The sequence below is a fragment of the Acinetobacter tandoii genome (assembly GCF_008867985.1).
GTDB lineage: Bacteria > Pseudomonadota > Gammaproteobacteria > Pseudomonadales > Moraxellaceae > Acinetobacter > Acinetobacter tandoii.
This window is the reverse complement of record NZ_VXLD01000017.1, coordinates 1-17,534: the sequence shown is the minus strand read 5'-3', so window position 1 is coordinate 17,534 and position 17,534 is coordinate 1. Positions and strand designations below refer to the sequence as shown.

Below are 17,534 nucleotides of genomic sequence, written 5' to 3'. Positions count from 1 at the left end.
TCTATAAAGCGAATAAATATTATGAAACAGGGTTCCCATCATGACTATGAGTCGTACTCCCATTATACAGAACGCCCGCATGGTGGACGTCGTGGTCGTTTATTTGAAGCAGGTCGAATGAAATTATTGGTGCTATATCTGATTGCCCAAGCCCCCAAACATGGTTATGAACTGATTAAAGATATTAGTGAATTGGTAGGAGGCGGTTATAGTCCAAGTGCAGGCACCATCTATCCGACTTTAACATATTTAGAAGATATGGGTTTTGTTCAAGTGCAACTGACAGAAGGGGATCGTAAGCAGTTCTATATTACGGATGCGGGAAAAATACATTTAAAAGAACAGCATTCCGTGATTCAGCAGCTATTAGATAAGTTGGAAACCAAGCGAGATATACAAAATAAAGATGAGCTGATGGATATTCATCGTGCTATGGAAAACTTAAAAACTTCACTACGCCTAAAACTAAATGCTAAACCTCTTGATGCTGAAACCGTGCGTCAGATTGCTGCACAAATTGATGCTGCTGCCGTGGCAATTGGTCGACTTTAAGGATCTCGAGCCTAGTATGCAAAGTCAGGAATTATTAAAACAGGCACATTTAAAAGTCTCTTCAGCTCGCACTTCCATTTTGCAGCAATTATTGGATGCCACAGTAGCGTGTAGTGCAAACAGCTATATTTACAGCTACACCAGCAACAAAGCGGTTTGAGTTTGACCACTATCTATCGCGTACTGACAGAGCTAGAACAAGCAAAATTGATTGAACGACAATACCATCAACGCGCCAAAGCCAGTTTTGTAATACGGCAACAACGAACGCAGTTTCAAGTCTTATATCTGCAAAATGGGCAAGTCGAAGCATTTTAACATCAAGATTTATCCAACTATCTGAACCAGTTGGCTGATGTTATGCAACAGCAACTGGTCAAGGTTGAACTCATCTTACATGTACAACCTAAAGCTGAGTTTTAAATTTATTCGTTAAAAGGACAATAAAATGAAATAACATCAATATCATATTACAGTGCAACATCTTTGTGATGCCAAGGGACAACCCTCAACCTATACTGAAAAATTGGCATTCAATGTAGGTAATCATGATGATATTTTGGCGATTGTCGAGCGTATGCAACAGGCAAAATTGTTTGATAAAGATGCCACTGCTGCATTTGCACTTGGATTAAAGTTGTTTGGTGAAACACTGTTGGAAAATCGTCAGCATCCTTTATTTGAACAGCTATTACCGCAGTTTGGGCAATTTATGAAACATCTTAAACACAAATTGGCACAACAGACCACAGTTCAAGAGTAAGAGAAGAATAATCTAGGATGGACTTAGACTTCATTCGGTAAAGAATCAAAACAGACTACTTGATTGCGCCCATTTTGTTTGGCGCGATAAAGGGCAACGTCGGCTTCTTTAATCAGTAGATGTAAATCGACGTCTTCAGGATCAAGCTGTGAAACACCAATTGAAATGGTGAAATTAAGTTGAATATTATTGCCAATATACACCGTTGAGGATTCAATTTTTTGTCTTAATCGGTTGGCAATCATCATGGCATCTTCTAGTGCAGTTTCGGGAAGAAGCGCAACAAACTCTTCGCCACCAAAACGTGCTAAGACATCTTCGCGACGCATTTCTTTGCGTGCGATTTCCGCAATATTCTGTAGAACTTGATCGCCAATATCATGACCATAGCTGTCATTAATGCGTTTAAAAAAGTCGACATCAAACATGAGCAAACAAATAGATTGATATTGTGGCCATTGATGGATTTTTTGATCAGCAATCAATTCAAATTGGCGACGGTTGTTTAATTGGGTGAGTTCATCAGTATGTGCCAGTTCACGCAACATGTGACGATCCCATTCTTCTAACATAGAGCGTAAGAAGGTGCGGCGCGCATTTAAAGTGTTATTCCAACTGATATATAAGCTAAAGATGAGAATTGGAATATAGACCAGTAAAAAGATAATTGTTTGTTGTAGCGTATTATTAAGATGTATGACTCCAGAAATAATAACAGCACTGATGAGTAATGCCGTTAATACTGAAGGTCGAAAGCGGACTTGAATAGATAAACAGCCCAGCAAGATAAAAATGACCGAAGCATATTGATAAAAATAAACACTTGAGTTTTCAGATTGATGGAGTAGCCAGAACCATACTGTGGCAGCGAAAGCACTCGAGATTGGCAGTAATAAGTCTAAAGTTAGAATGTTTTTACAGTATTTAAACATCGCCCAATTCAGTAGCATAAAGCTTGATACTGCACTTGTACGTGCAATGCCTGAAATATAGACAATATCTGGCAATAAAAACCAATCTGCAAAAAAATAACAAAGAAAGGACAGTTGTGCTAAAAAATTAATTTGTCTTAAATGATGTCGTTGATGCACATTTTGATAACTGTAATAACACTCTTCAAATTGTGGCGGAATGGGGGCGTTACGATCTTGTAATGCATTGACGATTGCCGCACGATTTTCAGGTTCGCATAATTGGGAGGGTAAAATGTAAGTATTGTCAGGGCTATGCTGAATTTTATGGCGGTTTTCTAATTCGATGTTGTGCTTATGACCCAATTCAGTCTGTCCATATCCTCCTTTAATCATAGGCTACTGCTCCATTGTATTTACAATGCATTCTTATGAAATAATAAACATTAATCACAGTTTTGTATATAAAATGCACATTTTTCATTGGAATAGGTATGTAAAACTAAATTCTTTGTTCTTGTTCATATTTTTTCATTTTATTCGATAAATGCGATGCATTATATAGACAGCTGTATTTTATTGTATGGAAATTTTATCTTTCAGATAAAGATTTACATGTAAATTTTAAATTGAACTGGTCGTTTGTAGAGGTTATCGCTATGCTGATGTGATTGGATAAACATAGTTTTAGGATAACAATATGACGAATAGTAACTATATTGAACTTTCAGATTCAGATGATTGTGAAAAATATATTAACCAATTTATTCAAGAGTTTCCGCTACGTTCAGCAGAAATTGGTCAAGGAACTGTTATTAAACGTGCTTTGCCAAGTCGTCATAAACGCATGATTGGAGCATGGTGCTTCTTGGATCATGCAGGCCCAGTCAGTTTTCCTCAAGGGGATGGTTTGGATGTAGGACCTCATCCACATATTGGTCTGCAAACTTTCACATGGATGATTGAAGGCACCATGATGCATACGGATAGTTTAGGTTCGAAACAGCTAATTCGCCCGAAACAGGTGAATTTAATGACCGCGGGTTATGGAATTTCACATACCGAAGTTGCTCCTGCGACAGAAACCCATATGCACGCAGCGCAACTCTGGATTGCTTTGCCTGATGACAAGCAGAATATGGCACCGCGTTTCGATCATTACCCAGAATTACCCACTTTAGAACAAGACCAAGTTGAATTTACGGTGTTGGTGGGTGAGTTCTTAAATGTAGTTTCCCCTGTAAAAGTGCATACCGAACTGTTGGGTGTCGATATGAAAGCCTTGGCGTCGACCACAACACGGTTGCGACTAAATCCAAAGTTTGAATATGGTTTTCTAGCATTAGAAGGCACCGCTGTTGTTAATGGTCATGAATTAAATGATGACAACATGTTGGCATTAGAACCAGGTGTAACAGAAATTACAGTGGAATTGCATGAGGGAGCGCGTATTTTGTTGCTTGGCGGGGAACCCTTTGAATCGGCAATTTTACTGTGGTGGAACTTTGTAGGGCGTACTCAAGAAGAGTTGCAGTTAGCACGTGAACAGTGGGTCAATCAAGATGAGCGCTTTGGAAGTATTCCTGATTATGATGGACCGCGTTTAGAAGCCCCTGTTTTCCCAGATAAAATGAAAGCATCAAAATAACAAAGGAACAATAAGATGAGTATTATTGCGCAAGCACAGGTTCGCACACGTGCGGAACATTGGTTAGGTGACATCTCAAGTGGGACACATCATTTTCTCACAGATAAACCTGCCTCATTTGGGGGGCAAGATTTGGGACCAGCACCCTATGATTTTCTTTGTTCAGGTTTGGTGTCGTGTACCATGATTACTTTGCGTATGTATGCACAGCATAAGCAAATTGATTTGGGTGATTTTAGCGTGGAAGCCGAGTTTCATGGTAATAAGGATGGGCAGGAATGGATTGAGCGTCGGTTATCCTTTCAACAGTCTTTATCAGAAGAATTACAACAGAAAGTCCTTGAGATTAGTGAAAAGACTCCTGTTACCAAAACTTTATTACGTAGTTTAGAAATACACACTCGCCTGATGTAATCAGGCTTTTTATATTCGGGAGAATTGCTGAGGTTAAGCAATTCTGATATTGGCAAATTGAGGCTAGGGCATGATTACCTTACATCATTTGGAGCAATCTCGCTCTTTTCGCATTTTGTGGGCTTTGGAGGAGTTAAATCTGAATTATCAGATTCAGTTTTACCGTCGTTTGCCAACGTTTGCTGCACCTCCTGAACTGAAACTGGTACATCCTTTGGGTAAGGCCCCTGTTTTAACGGATGGGGAGGAGAGTATTGCTGAATCAGCTGTGATTTTAGAGTATTTACAAGAACAATATGATACACAGCAACAGTTCAAACCGCAGGATCATGCCAATAAACAACAATACCGTTATTGGATGCATTATGCAGAAGGCTCATTAATGCCGCTGTTGGTGATGCAATTGGTGATGACCAATGTACCGCAGCATGTTCCTTTTTTGATTAAGCCTGTCGCGAAAAAAATTACTGCGGGGGTGAAAGCAGGATTTATTCAACCCCGCTTAAAAGATCATGTGCAATTTTTAGAAAGCTATTTGGCTAGTCATGATTATTTTGCAGGTACGTTCTCTTTTGCAGATATTCAGATGAGCTTTCCTTTGCAGGCATTAGTGTCGAGAACTCAGGGGGAATATCCTAATATTCAAGCCTTTATCCAGCGTATTGCTCAGCGTCCAGCCTATCTCCGCGCACAAGGCAAAGAGCAAGCCTTATAAGGGTCGAGGGCATAAAAAAAGATGCTACATCAGCATCTTTTTTTATGTTACTTAGCGTTTGACGACAATGGAGTCGATACCGCTATGTTGTAAAGTTTGTTGTGCAATGACGGCTGCTTCTTGTGAGTCATAAGGCCCAGATACCACACGATACCAAGTTTTACCCCCTTCAACAGTTTTCACCACATCAGCGGATAAACCATTCAAGATAATTTCAGCACGGCGCGCATCAGCACTGTCAGGATCGGGGTAGCTACGAACTTGTAAAATATAGCTTGGTGTACGTTCTGCTGGTGTTGGATTGATTTGAGCTTCTGTAGCATCAGTTGCGGTGCTGCTTGCCGCTTGTTCTGCTTGAGGTGCTTCCACAATCACCACAGTGCCTGAATCTTTATTTTCAGGAATAGCCTGTTCGGGAATCGGGGTGACTTGTTGTTGTGGCAACAAATCATAAAAACGATAATCCTTGTTGGTTTCTTCCTGATAGTGTTCAGATGTCACCTGATTTTTAGGTTGAACAGGTGCCCACGGTTTCCATAGCATTAAAGCAACTGCAAAACTAAGTACGATAAGAATAACCACAAGCGTACCTAACCACGCTGGAATCAGTGGTTTTTTCGGCTTATTTGGTCGTTCTGAAACACCGCGTTGCGTTTTTCCAAACACGTGGAAACCTCTTTTCTTCTCATCAATACAAAGGACTGACTTATTATTTCTTTATTTTAATACACGGCCTCAATGGATTGAGAGAGGTGTGTCGTATCAAAATAAACAATCGCTTTGCAAAACTCAAGTTTCACAAAGCGAGAAATACATCAGTGTTTACATAGCCGCTTTCAAGTGCGTAGCTTTCGGTCTTACAGTTCAGGCATGGCTCTTGATCCGACGATGTGCAAAGCGTTACTTTACCTGTTACATCGTCTCAGGTGCAGATACACCTAATAATTCTAAACCATTGCGTAATACTTGTTGTACGTTTACTGAAAGCAATAGACGTGCTTGTGTAAGTTCAGCATCATCATTCAGTACTTTGTGCTCATTATACCAACCATGGAATAAAGCAGCCAATTCTTTCAAGTAGTTACCGACCTGATGTGGTTCGTAAGCATTGGCAGCACGTGCAACCACTTCTGGGTAAGCAGCAAGTTTGGCAAGAATTTCTGTTTCTGCATCCAAGTCCAATTTATTGGCAAATTGGCGGGCAGTTTCAGCATTGAAATTGACACCTGTTGTGGTCGCTTTTTCAAGCATACGACAGATACGGGCATGGGCATATTGAATGTAGTACACCGCATTGTCTTTGCTTTGTGAAACTGCAAGGTCCAAGTCAAAATCAATGTGTTGTTCAGATTTACGCATCACATAATAAAAACGTGCAGCGTCATTGCCGACTTCTTTACGCAGGTCACGTAAAGTCACGAATTGACCTGAACGCGAAGACATTTGCACCATTTCACCACTACGCCACAAGCTCACGAACTGAACTAAAAGGACAGTCAGTTTCTTCGAGTCATAACCCATTGCATCAATAGCAGCTTTTACACGTGAAATATAACCGTGGTGGTCTGAACCCCAAATATCAAGCAGGTCAGTATAACCGCGTTGTAATTTGTTTAGGTGGTAAGCAATGTCAGAGGCAAAATACGTGGTTTGACCGTTACGGCGTTTGACCACACGGTCTTTTTCATCGCCAAATTCAGTCGATTTAAACCAGATATTGCCCTCTTTTTCGTAGAGGAAACCACGTTGATCAAGGGTTTGAAGTGCTTCATCAATCTTTTCAGTTAAAGAGGCTTCACTGAACCAGTGATTAAAGGTCACACCAAACTCACCTAGGTCATCTTTAATATCATCTAAAATGGCTTTGAGGGCAGCTTGATGGAAAACGCGATAACCTTTGCCCGTCAATTGTTGTGAATTAAAAATTAAACCATCAATATGCTTTTCTTTGTCGCCAGAAAGTACCACTTTGTTGCCTTCAGCATCGAGTTCTTCGGCATATTGCACATCTTCAGGTACATCTTTATAGACGTCTGCTATAGGGTGAACATAGGTATTGCCATCTTTATCAATAATGCTTTGCGCAATTTCCTTAACGTAGTCCCCTTGATAGGCATTTTTCGGGAACACTAGTTCTTGACCTGTCAACTCTAGGTAACGTAAGTAAGTGGAGGTTGCCAAAATGTCCATTTGACGGCCTGCATCATTGACATAGTATTCGCGGTCAACTTTTGCACCTGTAGCTTCAAGCAGGTTCGCAACCGTCATGCCATAAGCTGCACCACGACCATGGCCTACATGCAAGCTAGATGTTGGGTTGGCGGAAACAAACTCGACTTGGATGCGTTTTTCTGCATTCACTTGGGTGCGACCAAATTGTGAGTTTTGTGCTTGAATTTGATCAAGTACAGCAAAACGCTGATCGGCATTTAAAAAGAAGTTAATAAAGCCTGGACCTGCAATTTCTGCTTTGCTGATGTCAGCTACTTCAGGCAGTGCTGCGAGAATTTTTTCGGCCAAATCACGTGGCTTGATACCCGCAGCTTTTGCACCAATCATGGCGATATTTGATGCGAAATCCCCATGGCTTCGGTCTTTGGTACGCGTCAAAGTACTGTTGTTATTCCAGTCAGATGGGAGTACGCCTTCCGCTTGAAGGGATTGCACTGCATGATCGAGCGCTGCTTGTATTGCCGTGTTCATAGAGTCGAAAATAAATGTCGCAGAAAAACAGCAAATATAGCAAATTTCGGACCATAAGGTGAGTCCTTTCTATAGAATGTTTTTTATTCGCCTTGAAATTTTTCATAAGGCTCTTATAAGCTGCATCACATCTTGTCAGAGAAACTATGGCATAGTGATTAAATACAAAATTTTGGAAGCAATAGATGACTACAGAACGTCCTAAAATTATTGGAAATATTCCGAAGCTGCCAGCCAAATTTGTCGGTTGGGTGATGCCCTTTTTTCTCTCTTGTTTAATGAGTGGTATTATTTCATTTATCAACATGCTACGTAATTTGGGTTGGAGTGATACCTTTTTATCACTTTGGTTTTCAGCATGGATGATGTCATGGGCAATTGCCTATCCCGTAGTGTTGGTGATGTTGCCATTGGTGCGTAAGTTGACTGGGCTATTGGTAGAGATGCCACCTAATCAACCACCCAAATAAGGATGAAAACTCACGAAGAAATTAGCCAAAAGTCTTAATATTTATAAGATATTGTTTTATATAATAATATTTTTACTTTCTTGAATTTTAGTATCATTTTAAAAAATACTAAGTGAATTAAATGGAATTGAGTGTAAAAAACTAAATTATAGAAAATAATGATAATTGATTTAGGTGTATTTAAGCTTTAACTTGCTAAAATAGCTATATATTATAAATATATCAGCAATATTAATGAAATCGGCATATATTTTAAATATAAAAAAACAATAAATAATGCTCCATTTAATAGCGAAATTATCTTAATACCATTATCACGTATCTAAATATACGTTGCTGGGAAAATAGGTCTAAGCTATACACCGAATCAAAAGAAATTTGATGACGTAAAGTAATCCTGCTGAGAGGATTGCGCGCACTGAGACTGGTTATGACAACTGCACAATTGAAGACGAAACACCCTTTATATATCCCGTACGCTGGAAACACTCTGTTAGAACTCCCACTATTAAATAAAGGCTCTGCTTTTACAGAAGAAGAACGCACGCGCTTTAATTTACATGGCTTGGTTCCGCATGTGATTGAGTCGATTGAAGAGCAAAGCCAGCGCTCATACCAACAATACTGTGCTTTCAATGATGAAATTAATAAGCATATTTACCTGCGCAATATTCAAGACACCAATGAGACTTTGTTTTATCATCTGATTGAAAATCATCTAAGTGAGATGATGCCAATTATTTACACGCCGACTGTAGGTGAAGCGTGTCAGCGTTTTTCAGATATCTATCGCCGTCATCGTGGGATTTTTATTTCATACCCTGATCGTGCACATATCGATGATATTTTACACAATGTAAATAAAAAGAATGTCAAAGTGATTGTGATTACCGATGGTGAGCGTATTTTAGGTCTGGGGGACCAAGGGATTGGTGGTATGGGCATCCCGATTGGTAAGCTTTCCCTCTATACTGCATGTGGCGGAATTAGCCCAGCTTATACTTTGCCAATTACGCTTGACGTGGGTACCAACAATCAACAATTGCTGAATGATCCTATCTATATGGGTTGGAGTCAGCCACGAATCAGTGGTGAAGAGTACTATAGCTTTGTGGATGAAGTGATGGCAGCGATCAAACGTCGTTGGCCGAAAGCACTGATTCAGTTTGAGGATTTCGCGCAAAATAATGCGATGCCATTGTTAAACAAATACCGCGATGAGGTGTGCTGCTTTAATGATGATATTCAAGGCACTGCAGCGGTTTCAGTGGGCAGTTTGATTGCGGCATCGCGTGCGGCAGGCAAGCAACTCAAAGACCAAATTATTACCTTTTTGGGTGCAGGTTCAGCAGGTTGTGGTATTGCAGAGCAAATCGTTGCGCAAATGGTAGCAGAAGGTTTAACTGAAGCTGAGGCGCGTGGACGTGTGTTCATGGTGGATCGTTTTGGTTTGATCACTGAAAATCAGCCTAACTTGCTTGATTTCCAACGTAAATTGGCGCAAAAACCTGAAGTGATTGCGACTTGGGGTAATGCTGAAGAACATATTTCTTTATTGGATGTGGTTAAGCAGGCTAAACCGACGGTATTAATTGGTGTTTCGGGTCAACCAGGTCTATTTACTGAAGAAGTGATTAAGACCTTGGCGAGTAATTGCGAATCTCCAATTGTGTTGCCTTTATCGAATCCAACTTCGCGTGTGGAAGCAGTGCCTGCAGATATTGTGCAATGGACCGAAGGTCGTGCATTGATTGCCACAGGAAGTCCTTTTGCACCTGTGAATTATCAAGGCAAAATTTATAACATTTCACAATGCAATAACTCGTATATCTTCCCGGGGATTGGTTTAGGGGTGGTGGCTTCAGGCGCAACTCGTGTAACGGACAGTATGCTCATGGCATCAAGCAATGCCTTGGCAGATTGCTCCCCTAAACTCAGTAACGCTGATGCAGATTTACTGCCAGATATCAATGATATTCAAAAGGTTTCTAAAATCATTGCATTTAAAGTGGCAAAAGCAGCCATGGATGCAGGCGTTGCACCGATGGTCAGCGATGAACTATTACATGAAGCGATTGAAGCGAATTTCTGGAAACCAGAATACCGTCAATATCGTCGGATTACCTTTTAATCCAATCGAAAGGTTTTAATAAAAAAGAGGCGTAAGTCTCTTTTTTTTATGGATAGGTGTTGAGCCTAAAACATTTCTCGAAAGTATGTTTAAACATGGAATAAAAATACTACAAAAAGAGCTAGACGTTGATTTGAGCGGTTCATTAGAATGTCGCGCTTAATATACGTATAACTTTTAATAACGAATTACAACTATGTTGAATCATATTCATCGTGTTTTAGACCAATTGGGTCTAACGACACTAAAAAGGGCTATTCACGTCCAATTTTCCAATGCGGAGTTGAATACGCAGGTCTTTCTACAGCGTATTGAGGGGAAACATGCGCTCAATGTTGGCTTAGAACTCGAATTAATCTGTTTATCGACCAATGCTCATCTGGCCTTAAAGCAATTTATAGGTTGCCAAGTGGCAGTTGACCAAGTGACCGATATGGGGCAATTGGCACGGATCACAGGCATCATTACCCAAGCCAGCCAATTACAAAGCGATGGTGCTTTTACGGTTTATCGATTGGTGTTGCAAGATGCAACGGCACTTTGGCATAAGCGACGTAACAGTCGAGTATTTATGAATAAAAGCGTGCCTGAAATTAGTGAAATTCTATTTAAGGAATGGCAGGAAAAAAGCACGCTGTTTAATGCTAGCCTGAGTCTAAATCTTTCAGGTTTAACTCAAAATTATGATGTTCGTCCATTTGTGATGCAGGCGAACGAAACCGATTATGATTTTTTAACCCGTCTATGGCGTAGTGAGGGTATTAATTGGCTGGTCGATGAAACCAGTCTGATCGTTAGCCATGCTTTGCAAGCGATTGAGTCACAAAAGTTAAGATTGATAGATGATCAGTTGCAATTTACTGCTTTGAATCGGGGCATTATCCGTTTTCATCGCAGTCATGCTACCGAGCGTTTTGATAGTATGACCAGTTTGGTGGCGCATCGACAATTACAGTCGACAGCCAGTTCGGTTCAACGTTGGCAAGCGGATACTTTGCAACAGGATGATGGAAGTGGCTCATTGTTGAGCAGCCATCAGCAGAGTGAAAGTTATGCCAATGAAAGCCTCAGTTTGGAACAGGCATGGTCAATTACGCCTGCTTGGATTTCAGACCTGACAGGCGCCGATCAGACCACGGCATCGGGGACGCAACAATTAGAAAAACTCAATGCGAATTTGGGGCAGTATCAAGCTGCTTGCGCTAAATATTTTAAAGCGCAGACGAGCGTGCGTGATGCGCAAGTGGGGTATTGGTTTGAATTGCAAGGACATCCTGAAATTGACCAACACACAGGTGCTGATAGGCAGTTTTTGATTTACGAAAAGCAGTTTTATAACCAAAACAATTTGCCCGTTGAATTACACAATCAATTGCGTCATTTGCTCGAATCTAGTCATTTTTCTCGCAGATCATCTGAAGAGCGTCAAGCCAATGAGCTGACACTGGTCCGTCGACAAATAAGAGTTTTACCTGAATACAATCCTTTAACACATCGCCCCGTGGCCTACCCGCAGCATGCTCGTGTAGTTGGACCAGAAGGCGAGAAAATTTATGTGGACGAATGGGGGCGAATTAAAGTTCGTTTTCTCTTTACCCAATCTTCCGATCATCAGCATGACGAAGGTGCAGGCAGCAATCAAAATGACACCGATTCAGCATGGGTGGATGTTTTAACGCCTTGGGCAGGCGAAGGCTATGGCGTCCGTTTTCTACCACGTGTCGGTGAATTGGTGGTGATTGACTTCTTTGATGGCAGTGTTGATCGGCCTTTTGTGACGGGGCGGATCCACGAAGCCGAACGTTATCCAACGCGTTTTGATGTAAAAGGACAATTACCTTCGACGAAGAAATTAAGTGGAATACGTTCTCAAGAAGTGGACGGAAGCGGTTTTAATCAGTTGCGTTTTGACGATACGACGGGTCAGATCAGTGCCCAGTTACAAAGCAGCCATGCTGCAACCCAGCTGAATTTGGGTAATCTTAGCCATCCTAAAGAAACTGAGCAAAGCAGTGGTCGAGGCGAGGGTTTCGAACTCAGAACTGATGCTTGGGGAGCGGTGCGTGCTGGCAAAGGCATGCTGATTAGTACTTATGCGCAAGAGCAAGCGATTGCTGACCACTTAGAAGCAGCCCAAGCGCAGTCTTTGCTTTCACAGGGCTACGACAGTATGAATGTACTGAGCGAAATTGCAGTGAAACAGCAAACAGATGCTTTGAATGTGATTCATCGGTTGCCGAAGTTTATTCAATCACTCGAGTTAAAAACCACAGGGCAAGCGCTAGAAAGCACATTAAATCTGTTCAAAGAAAGTATGAATAAAGATCCAATTCATGCATTAAAGGATTGTGGCGGTTTTATTGCAGACATCGGGGCATTAGGGGGCGATACCAAAACCGTTGTAGAGGAGTTCAATGCATTCTTTAGTGATGCCAAGGATGCTGCTGAAAATTTAAAAGCATTTATTGAAAATGTTGAAGAACATGGTGCTGATCTGGTTAAAGGTAAACTGGCAAGTATCAAGGATCGAATTCAGCAAAACCCTTTTGAGAGTATTCAGGAAGTAGGAAAAGTTTTAGCCAATGTTGATATTCAAGATTTTGACTTGATGAGTGCATGTGGAACTTTTCGCAAAGGAAATAAATTGGAAGTTACACCATCCAAAGCATTAGATTCTTTGCAAGACTTTATGGAGGGGTATACCCAAGGTCTAGAAAGTAGTTCTGATGCAAAGCAGCAAGAACAAGGCAAGATTTTTAGACAGGCCTTGATGTTATTAGCATCACCTAATGGGATTGCTTTAACAACACCTGAAAACATTATTCTACAAGCTTCGCAGGATATTGCGGAGAGTGCCAGTGGTTCAATTAACCTGAGTGCTCAGAAAAATATTATTGGGCATGCACAGGACAAAATCAGTTTGTTTGCCGCACAAAAGGGCTTTAAAGCTTATGCTGCAAAAGGGAAATTGGAGTTACAAGCACAGGATGATGCGATTGATGCAATCGCCAAGAAGGTCATTAAACTGATTTCTACTGAAGATAAAATCGAGCTTACAAGCCCAAAAGAAATTGTACTAACAGCGGGTGGGTCTCAGCTCAAAATTAATGCAGATGGCGTATTTTCAACTACAGGCGGTAAGTTTGAGAGTAAAGCTGGGCAGCATTTGTTTACGAGTGGGGCAACAGTAAATGCTGAGTTGCCGAAAATGCCGGAAACAGGAATGTACAGTATGAGATTTGATTTAAGTCAAATATTTGATATTAAAATATTAAAAAATATGGAATATAAATTAATTAATCATTCTAAGAAAATTGAAGCTGTATATGAGTTTGAGCAAGAAAGTAGCGCAAGAGTTTATAGTGATTCTGTTGATAATGTAGAACTCGCTTTAGTACCAGGAGTTTATTTAACAGAAATTAAAGAGTTAATTTCTGAACAGGAAGCTGAATCATTAGATGGTGACGATATTGATAGCTGTGGTTGTGGAGAAGAGCATGAACATGATTGAAATTTTACAAAGTAAGAGATCACAATTTTATTTATTTAATATTAATAGCTTAATCATTTTAGCTCTTGCTTTTTGTGGAGTTATTATTAGTTCGACTGTCTATGCAAAAGATATATTTAATGTTGAATTGAAATGTAAAGGGCATGATCAAGAATATTGTGATATTGTAAAAAATTCTGATAATAAAACTACTTTCATTTTAAGAAATATGAGATATCCTGAAGTTGATAAAGTAAATGAAAATATTTTTCATGCTTATGGTAGTTGTGGTTCACCATGTCAATATCATTTTTTTATAAGTAAAACACAGGAAGATCAAACTAAAGAGTTTATTGTCATAGATAAAAAAAATAATTGTTTAATTGAAAGTGATTCTGAAAAAAATATTATCTATGCTAGAATGTTGTTTAATAAAAATAAAAAAATAATAGCTAATTTGAAAAATAAAGAATTTAATAATGTTCCAATAGATAGCGCTATATATAACTCATTTCAAGAAAAATCATATTTTGATGATAAAGGACAATTACATTTAGTGGCAATGTTGGCGGATGTGGATAAAAAAGGTAATATTTTATATTTTAATAAAATAATTAAGAAAACTTGTGAGTAATAAATGAGCTATAGCGAAGATTTTAAAATATTTGTTGCAACTATTAATGGTGAAGCTGAAAATTGTAGTGAAACTTCATGGAAAGTTATTGCCCATACAATGAGAAACAGAATGGGGTTTGCAAACTGGAAATCCTGGAGCAATATTATCCAAATCGTTACAAAAACAGGATACGATGCGTATACTCAGAAAAATTCACCTTATAAAAGAGCAAAAAAAGCTTTAGATTCGGGTGATATTTCATCTAAGCTGATGAGTTTGATTAAAGCAGTAGAACCTATATTTAATGGAACAGAGCCTGATTTTACAGGTGGTGTTGTATATTATTATAGTCCTAAGGCACAGGCACAATTACATAAATCTGACCCTTCTAATTACCCTTCTTTAGTTCCTGATTTTGTAGTAAGTAAATCGAATCCTACTCAACAAGTTCAAATATCAGGGACTGAAAAAGATGATATGCGTTGGTATAAAGTTATAACTTCAATATTCGATGTTTCATTTGTTGATAATGCTGGTAATCCATTAGTTGGTGTAACAGTTGATGTGGTATATAAAGATAAAGAACCAGTACCTTTATTCAAGGGTTTAATTACAGATAAAAAAGGAAAGATAAAGAAGGTTAAGGTTTGTAGCTATATGGGTGCTAGGTTTAAGGTTAATGGTATTTTAGTAAAAGATAAGAATAATAAGGAAATCTCTTTATTGGGTGATGGAAAAAATTATGCATCAGTTATTGTAGTAAATAATGGGAAGGGTGGTATTAAGTCGAAAACAGATGTACATAATCAAACGCCACCTCCATTATCCAAACAACCCATAAGTACGGATAACTCTCAGAGCAATGAGGAAAAAATAGATCAAAATAAAATATTTAATAATATATCAGATGTTATTTTTGATCTTAAATTAATAGATAGTGAAAATAAGATAATACCCAATTTTTCATATTTCATAAAATATAAAGGAAATGATAAAAAGCATTCAGTTGGAATTGATGGGATTGAAAAAAATATAGTTGCTACATCAGGAGAGAAAATTTCTGTTGAAATAAGTGGGAAGGATTCTCGTCAAATTCTTAAATCTTTTACTGTTTCACAAGGAATGAAAGAACAATTAATAAAAATAGATTTACATTCATTTGATATAATATTTTATCATGATGATAACTTAAAGAAGCCTATAAGTAATTTAAATTTAGTACAGACTTATAGAGGAAAAACTAAATCTAAAGTTACTAATAGTAATGGTAAAATTACAGTCAAGGCAATGCCTGGATTTGAATTAAATTATAAATTAAGAGATGGTACTCATATTAGTACTTTAAAAGTAGATAAGAATAAAGCACAAAGGGAGATTTATATTGAAAAGGGTGCTATTGAATCAGCATCAGAAAAGTTAAAGACAGATGTTAGTAAAAATACTCCACAAAAAAGTAATACAACTCAATCTACATTAGTCTCTAGACCAAAGTCAGGAGCTGATCAGACCCTTAGAAGAGATCAAAAGCAATCAACGAGTGATGATGGTCACCCAAAAACTTTAGTTAATGACAATGGTGAAACTGAATTTACAGTATATACATACGATCAAAAAACTAATCAATTATTTAGTGGAGGAAATTATTCGATTGAATATAAAGATAAGAAAAAGAGCCACTCAAGTGGCATGCATGGTCTAGGTAAGAAAATACATAAAGGTGAAATTGGTCAAAAGATAAAAATTACAGTGATTAGTGCGGGAAGGGAATATATTGTTTTTGATGGCGAAATTAGTAAAGGAATGAAAGCCTTTGAGTTAAAATTAGATAGACCTGCTATCCCGAATGTATCAGATGTAACCATTGGGTTTAAAGGTGTTAATGAGCAAGAAAGACAAGTAATCGTCAGCCAGAAAACGAAAAATGTACTAGCTTACTTAGCTAAAGAAGCAAATATGAATAGGCTTTTTATTACAAGTACAATAAGGAGCCCAAGAGCTCAAGCAGAAGCAATGTATTTGAAGGCAACGCAATATGCAGGACCTGGGGAGGCTGTGAAAAAAGTTAAAGCAGATTGTATTGCTAAGGGGCTTGGAAAAGAAGAAACTATTCAGAAAATGGTTGATAAAATTATTGAGTTCCAAAAAAAAGGGCAGAGAGTTTCGAAACATTGCGTTTCAGAAGAGCAATATAGAAAAAATAATATTATTGATTTAGGTACGAACAGTAATGGTTTTGGGACAGGAAATACTTTGAACAGTGTAGGAAAAAAATTTAAAGAAGTTTGTCAGAAAGCTTTAAAAGATGGAATTATTTCAGGTTTTATTTCAGCAGATGTACCTGGTGAAGGCGCCATGCACATAGAGATTATGCAATGATGAATAGATTATTTCTTTTATTTGTAATTAGTTTGATGTATGCGTGTACAACAGAGGCAGTTCAACATAAGTCAAGTAATACAAAACTTTATTTTTCATATCGAATCTGTGAAAAGTCAGGAAAATGTAAGAATTTTACACCTACAAAAAAAGTAGATGATTATTTATTTAAAAGACTTGATCCTGCATATGATGAATTTTACATAAAAGATAATAATGGTAATTTTACTTTATATTATAAAAATGTTTATAGTGAAGATGTTCAAGTTGGATGGGCAAAAGCTAAAGTGGATAAAAATAATAATGAGTTGAATTTAAATATTGATAAAATTAACTTGGCCTTAGGTGGGGTTGATTTTATAAAGAATGGATATGCAACTAAACAAGCTGAATCAAAGAACTTTAAATCAGGATTCTATTATTTAGATGATAATTATGAAGGTGCTCCATATTATCAAAAGCAAAAAATAGTTTTTAAGAAAATTGCCGGAGATTTAGTTTTAGAATGCAATAGTTATTTAAATAACTTATCTGTAAAAGATAACTTTTATGGGATTTTTTATGGAGTGTGTTCGGATGGTAAAAAAGTTTATTTTAAAGAAGTCAATTGACTCAGAGGCTTTTCTAATACTAGTGTGAGATTAATTGTACTTACATTATTAGTTATAAATTATCTTTGGTTAAGATGAGTATTTAAATGTAATAAAATTTTTATTTTAAAATCAGTGTTTACTTATATTTTATT

At 38.1% G+C, this 17,534-nt stretch carries 16 protein-coding genes; 13 read left to right on the top strand and 3 right to left on the bottom strand.

All coding sequences use genetic code 11. The features are described from left to right. The first annotated feature begins 21 nt into the window (after positions 1-21). From F4W09_RS15725 to F4W09_RS15715, 4 genes are all read left to right on the top strand, one after another. Positions 22-552 carry a PadR family transcriptional regulator gene (locus tag F4W09_RS15725; protein WP_104441248.1) on the top strand — a complete coding sequence of 177 codons (531 nt, stop codon included), beginning with the start codon at positions 22-24 and terminating at the stop codon, positions 550-552. Between the two features lie 16 nt (positions 553-568). Continuing rightward, complete coding sequence (locus F4W09_RS17180) at positions 569-712, top strand: hypothetical protein (RefSeq protein ID WP_171492451.1); 144 nt, start codon at positions 569-571, stop codon at positions 710-712. 2 nt (positions 713-714) lie between these two features. Continuing rightward, positions 715-870, top strand: a complete 156-nt coding sequence (locus F4W09_RS15720) for a hypothetical protein (protein WP_244948584.1) — start codon at positions 715-717, stop codon at positions 868-870. A gap of 151 nt (positions 871-1,021) precedes the next feature. Then, the gene (locus F4W09_RS15715; RefSeq protein WP_244948585.1) at positions 1,022-1,315 is read left to right on the top strand and encodes a DUF3861 domain-containing protein; all 294 of its coding nucleotides are present in this window, start codon (positions 1,022-1,024) and stop codon (positions 1,313-1,315) included. Between the two features lie 23 nt (positions 1,316-1,338). Here F4W09_RS15715 and F4W09_RS15710 read toward each other — a convergent pair whose 3' ends face one another. Next, positions 1,339-2,622, bottom strand: coding sequence for a GGDEF domain-containing protein (locus F4W09_RS15710; RefSeq protein ID WP_104441247.1), 1,284 nt, complete (start codon positions 2,620-2,622; stop codon positions 1,339-1,341). 304 nt (positions 2,623-2,926) lie between these two features. On the opposite strand from F4W09_RS15710, the gene F4W09_RS15705 reads away from it, so the two are divergent. The 3 genes from F4W09_RS15705 (at position 2,927) to F4W09_RS15695 (ending at position 5,003) form a co-directional block, all read left to right on the top strand. Beyond that, positions 2,927-3,874: a pirin family protein gene (locus tag F4W09_RS15705; RefSeq protein WP_044739575.1), complete on the top strand. Its 948-nt coding sequence runs from the start codon at positions 2,927-2,929 to the stop codon at positions 3,872-3,874. Positions 3,875-3,889: 15 nt separating this feature from the next. Beyond that, positions 3,890-4,288 (top strand): OsmC family protein, encoded by a 399-nt coding sequence (locus F4W09_RS15700; RefSeq protein WP_151505338.1) that lies wholly within the window; start codon positions 3,890-3,892, stop codon positions 4,286-4,288. 70 nt (positions 4,289-4,358) lie between these two features. Then, positions 4,359-5,003, top strand: a complete 645-nt coding sequence (locus tag F4W09_RS15695) for a glutathione S-transferase (RefSeq protein ID WP_151505337.1) — start codon at positions 4,359-4,361, stop codon at positions 5,001-5,003. Between the two features lie 51 nt (positions 5,004-5,054). Here the strand turns inward: F4W09_RS15695 and F4W09_RS15690 are convergent, their stop codons facing one another. Both F4W09_RS15690 and argS read right to left on the bottom strand, forming a co-directional pair. Further along, the gene (locus tag F4W09_RS15690) at positions 5,055-5,669 is read right to left on the bottom strand and encodes an SPOR domain-containing protein (RefSeq protein WP_044739578.1); all 615 of its coding nucleotides are present in this window, start codon (positions 5,667-5,669) and stop codon (positions 5,055-5,057) included. Positions 5,670-5,915: 246 nt separating this feature from the next. Beyond that, positions 5,916-7,706, bottom strand: coding sequence for an arginine--tRNA ligase (gene argS, locus F4W09_RS15685; protein WP_151505336.1), 1,791 nt, complete (start codon positions 7,704-7,706; stop codon positions 5,916-5,918). Between the two features lie 185 nt (positions 7,707-7,891). On the opposite strand from argS, the gene F4W09_RS15680 reads away from it, so the two are divergent. The 6 genes from F4W09_RS15680 to F4W09_RS15655 all read left to right on the top strand — a co-directional run bounded on the left by F4W09_RS15680 (position 7,892) and on the right by F4W09_RS15655 (position 17,400). Then, entirely contained in the window at positions 7,892-8,176 is a 285-nt protein-coding gene (locus F4W09_RS15680) for a DUF2798 domain-containing protein (protein WP_151505335.1), read from the top strand. 430 nt (positions 8,177-8,606) lie between these two features. Continuing rightward, positions 8,607-10,307: an NAD-dependent malic enzyme gene (locus tag F4W09_RS15675; protein WP_016165616.1), complete on the top strand. Its 1,701-nt coding sequence runs from the start codon at positions 8,607-8,609 to the stop codon at positions 10,305-10,307. Positions 10,308-10,503: 196 nt separating this feature from the next. Beyond that, positions 10,504-13,818, top strand: a complete 3,315-nt coding sequence (locus F4W09_RS15670; RefSeq protein WP_016165615.1) for a type VI secretion system Vgr family protein — start codon at positions 10,504-10,506, stop codon at positions 13,816-13,818. Further along, positions 13,805-14,431 (top strand): hypothetical protein, encoded by a 627-nt coding sequence (locus F4W09_RS15665; protein WP_016165614.1) that lies wholly within the window; start codon positions 13,805-13,807, stop codon positions 14,429-14,431. Before F4W09_RS15670 ends, F4W09_RS15665 begins: the two co-directional genes overlap by 14 nt. Before the next feature lie 3 nt (positions 14,432-14,434). After that, positions 14,435-16,789, top strand: coding sequence for a hypothetical protein (locus tag F4W09_RS15660; RefSeq protein WP_151505334.1), 2,355 nt, complete (start codon positions 14,435-14,437; stop codon positions 16,787-16,789). Next, a complete protein-coding gene (locus tag F4W09_RS15655; RefSeq protein ID WP_016165612.1) occupies positions 16,786-17,400 on the top strand; it encodes a hypothetical protein in 615 nt (204 codons plus the stop codon). The genes F4W09_RS15660 and F4W09_RS15655 overlap by 4 nt, the downstream gene beginning before the upstream one ends. The last annotated feature ends 134 nt before the right edge of the window (positions 17,401-17,534 follow it).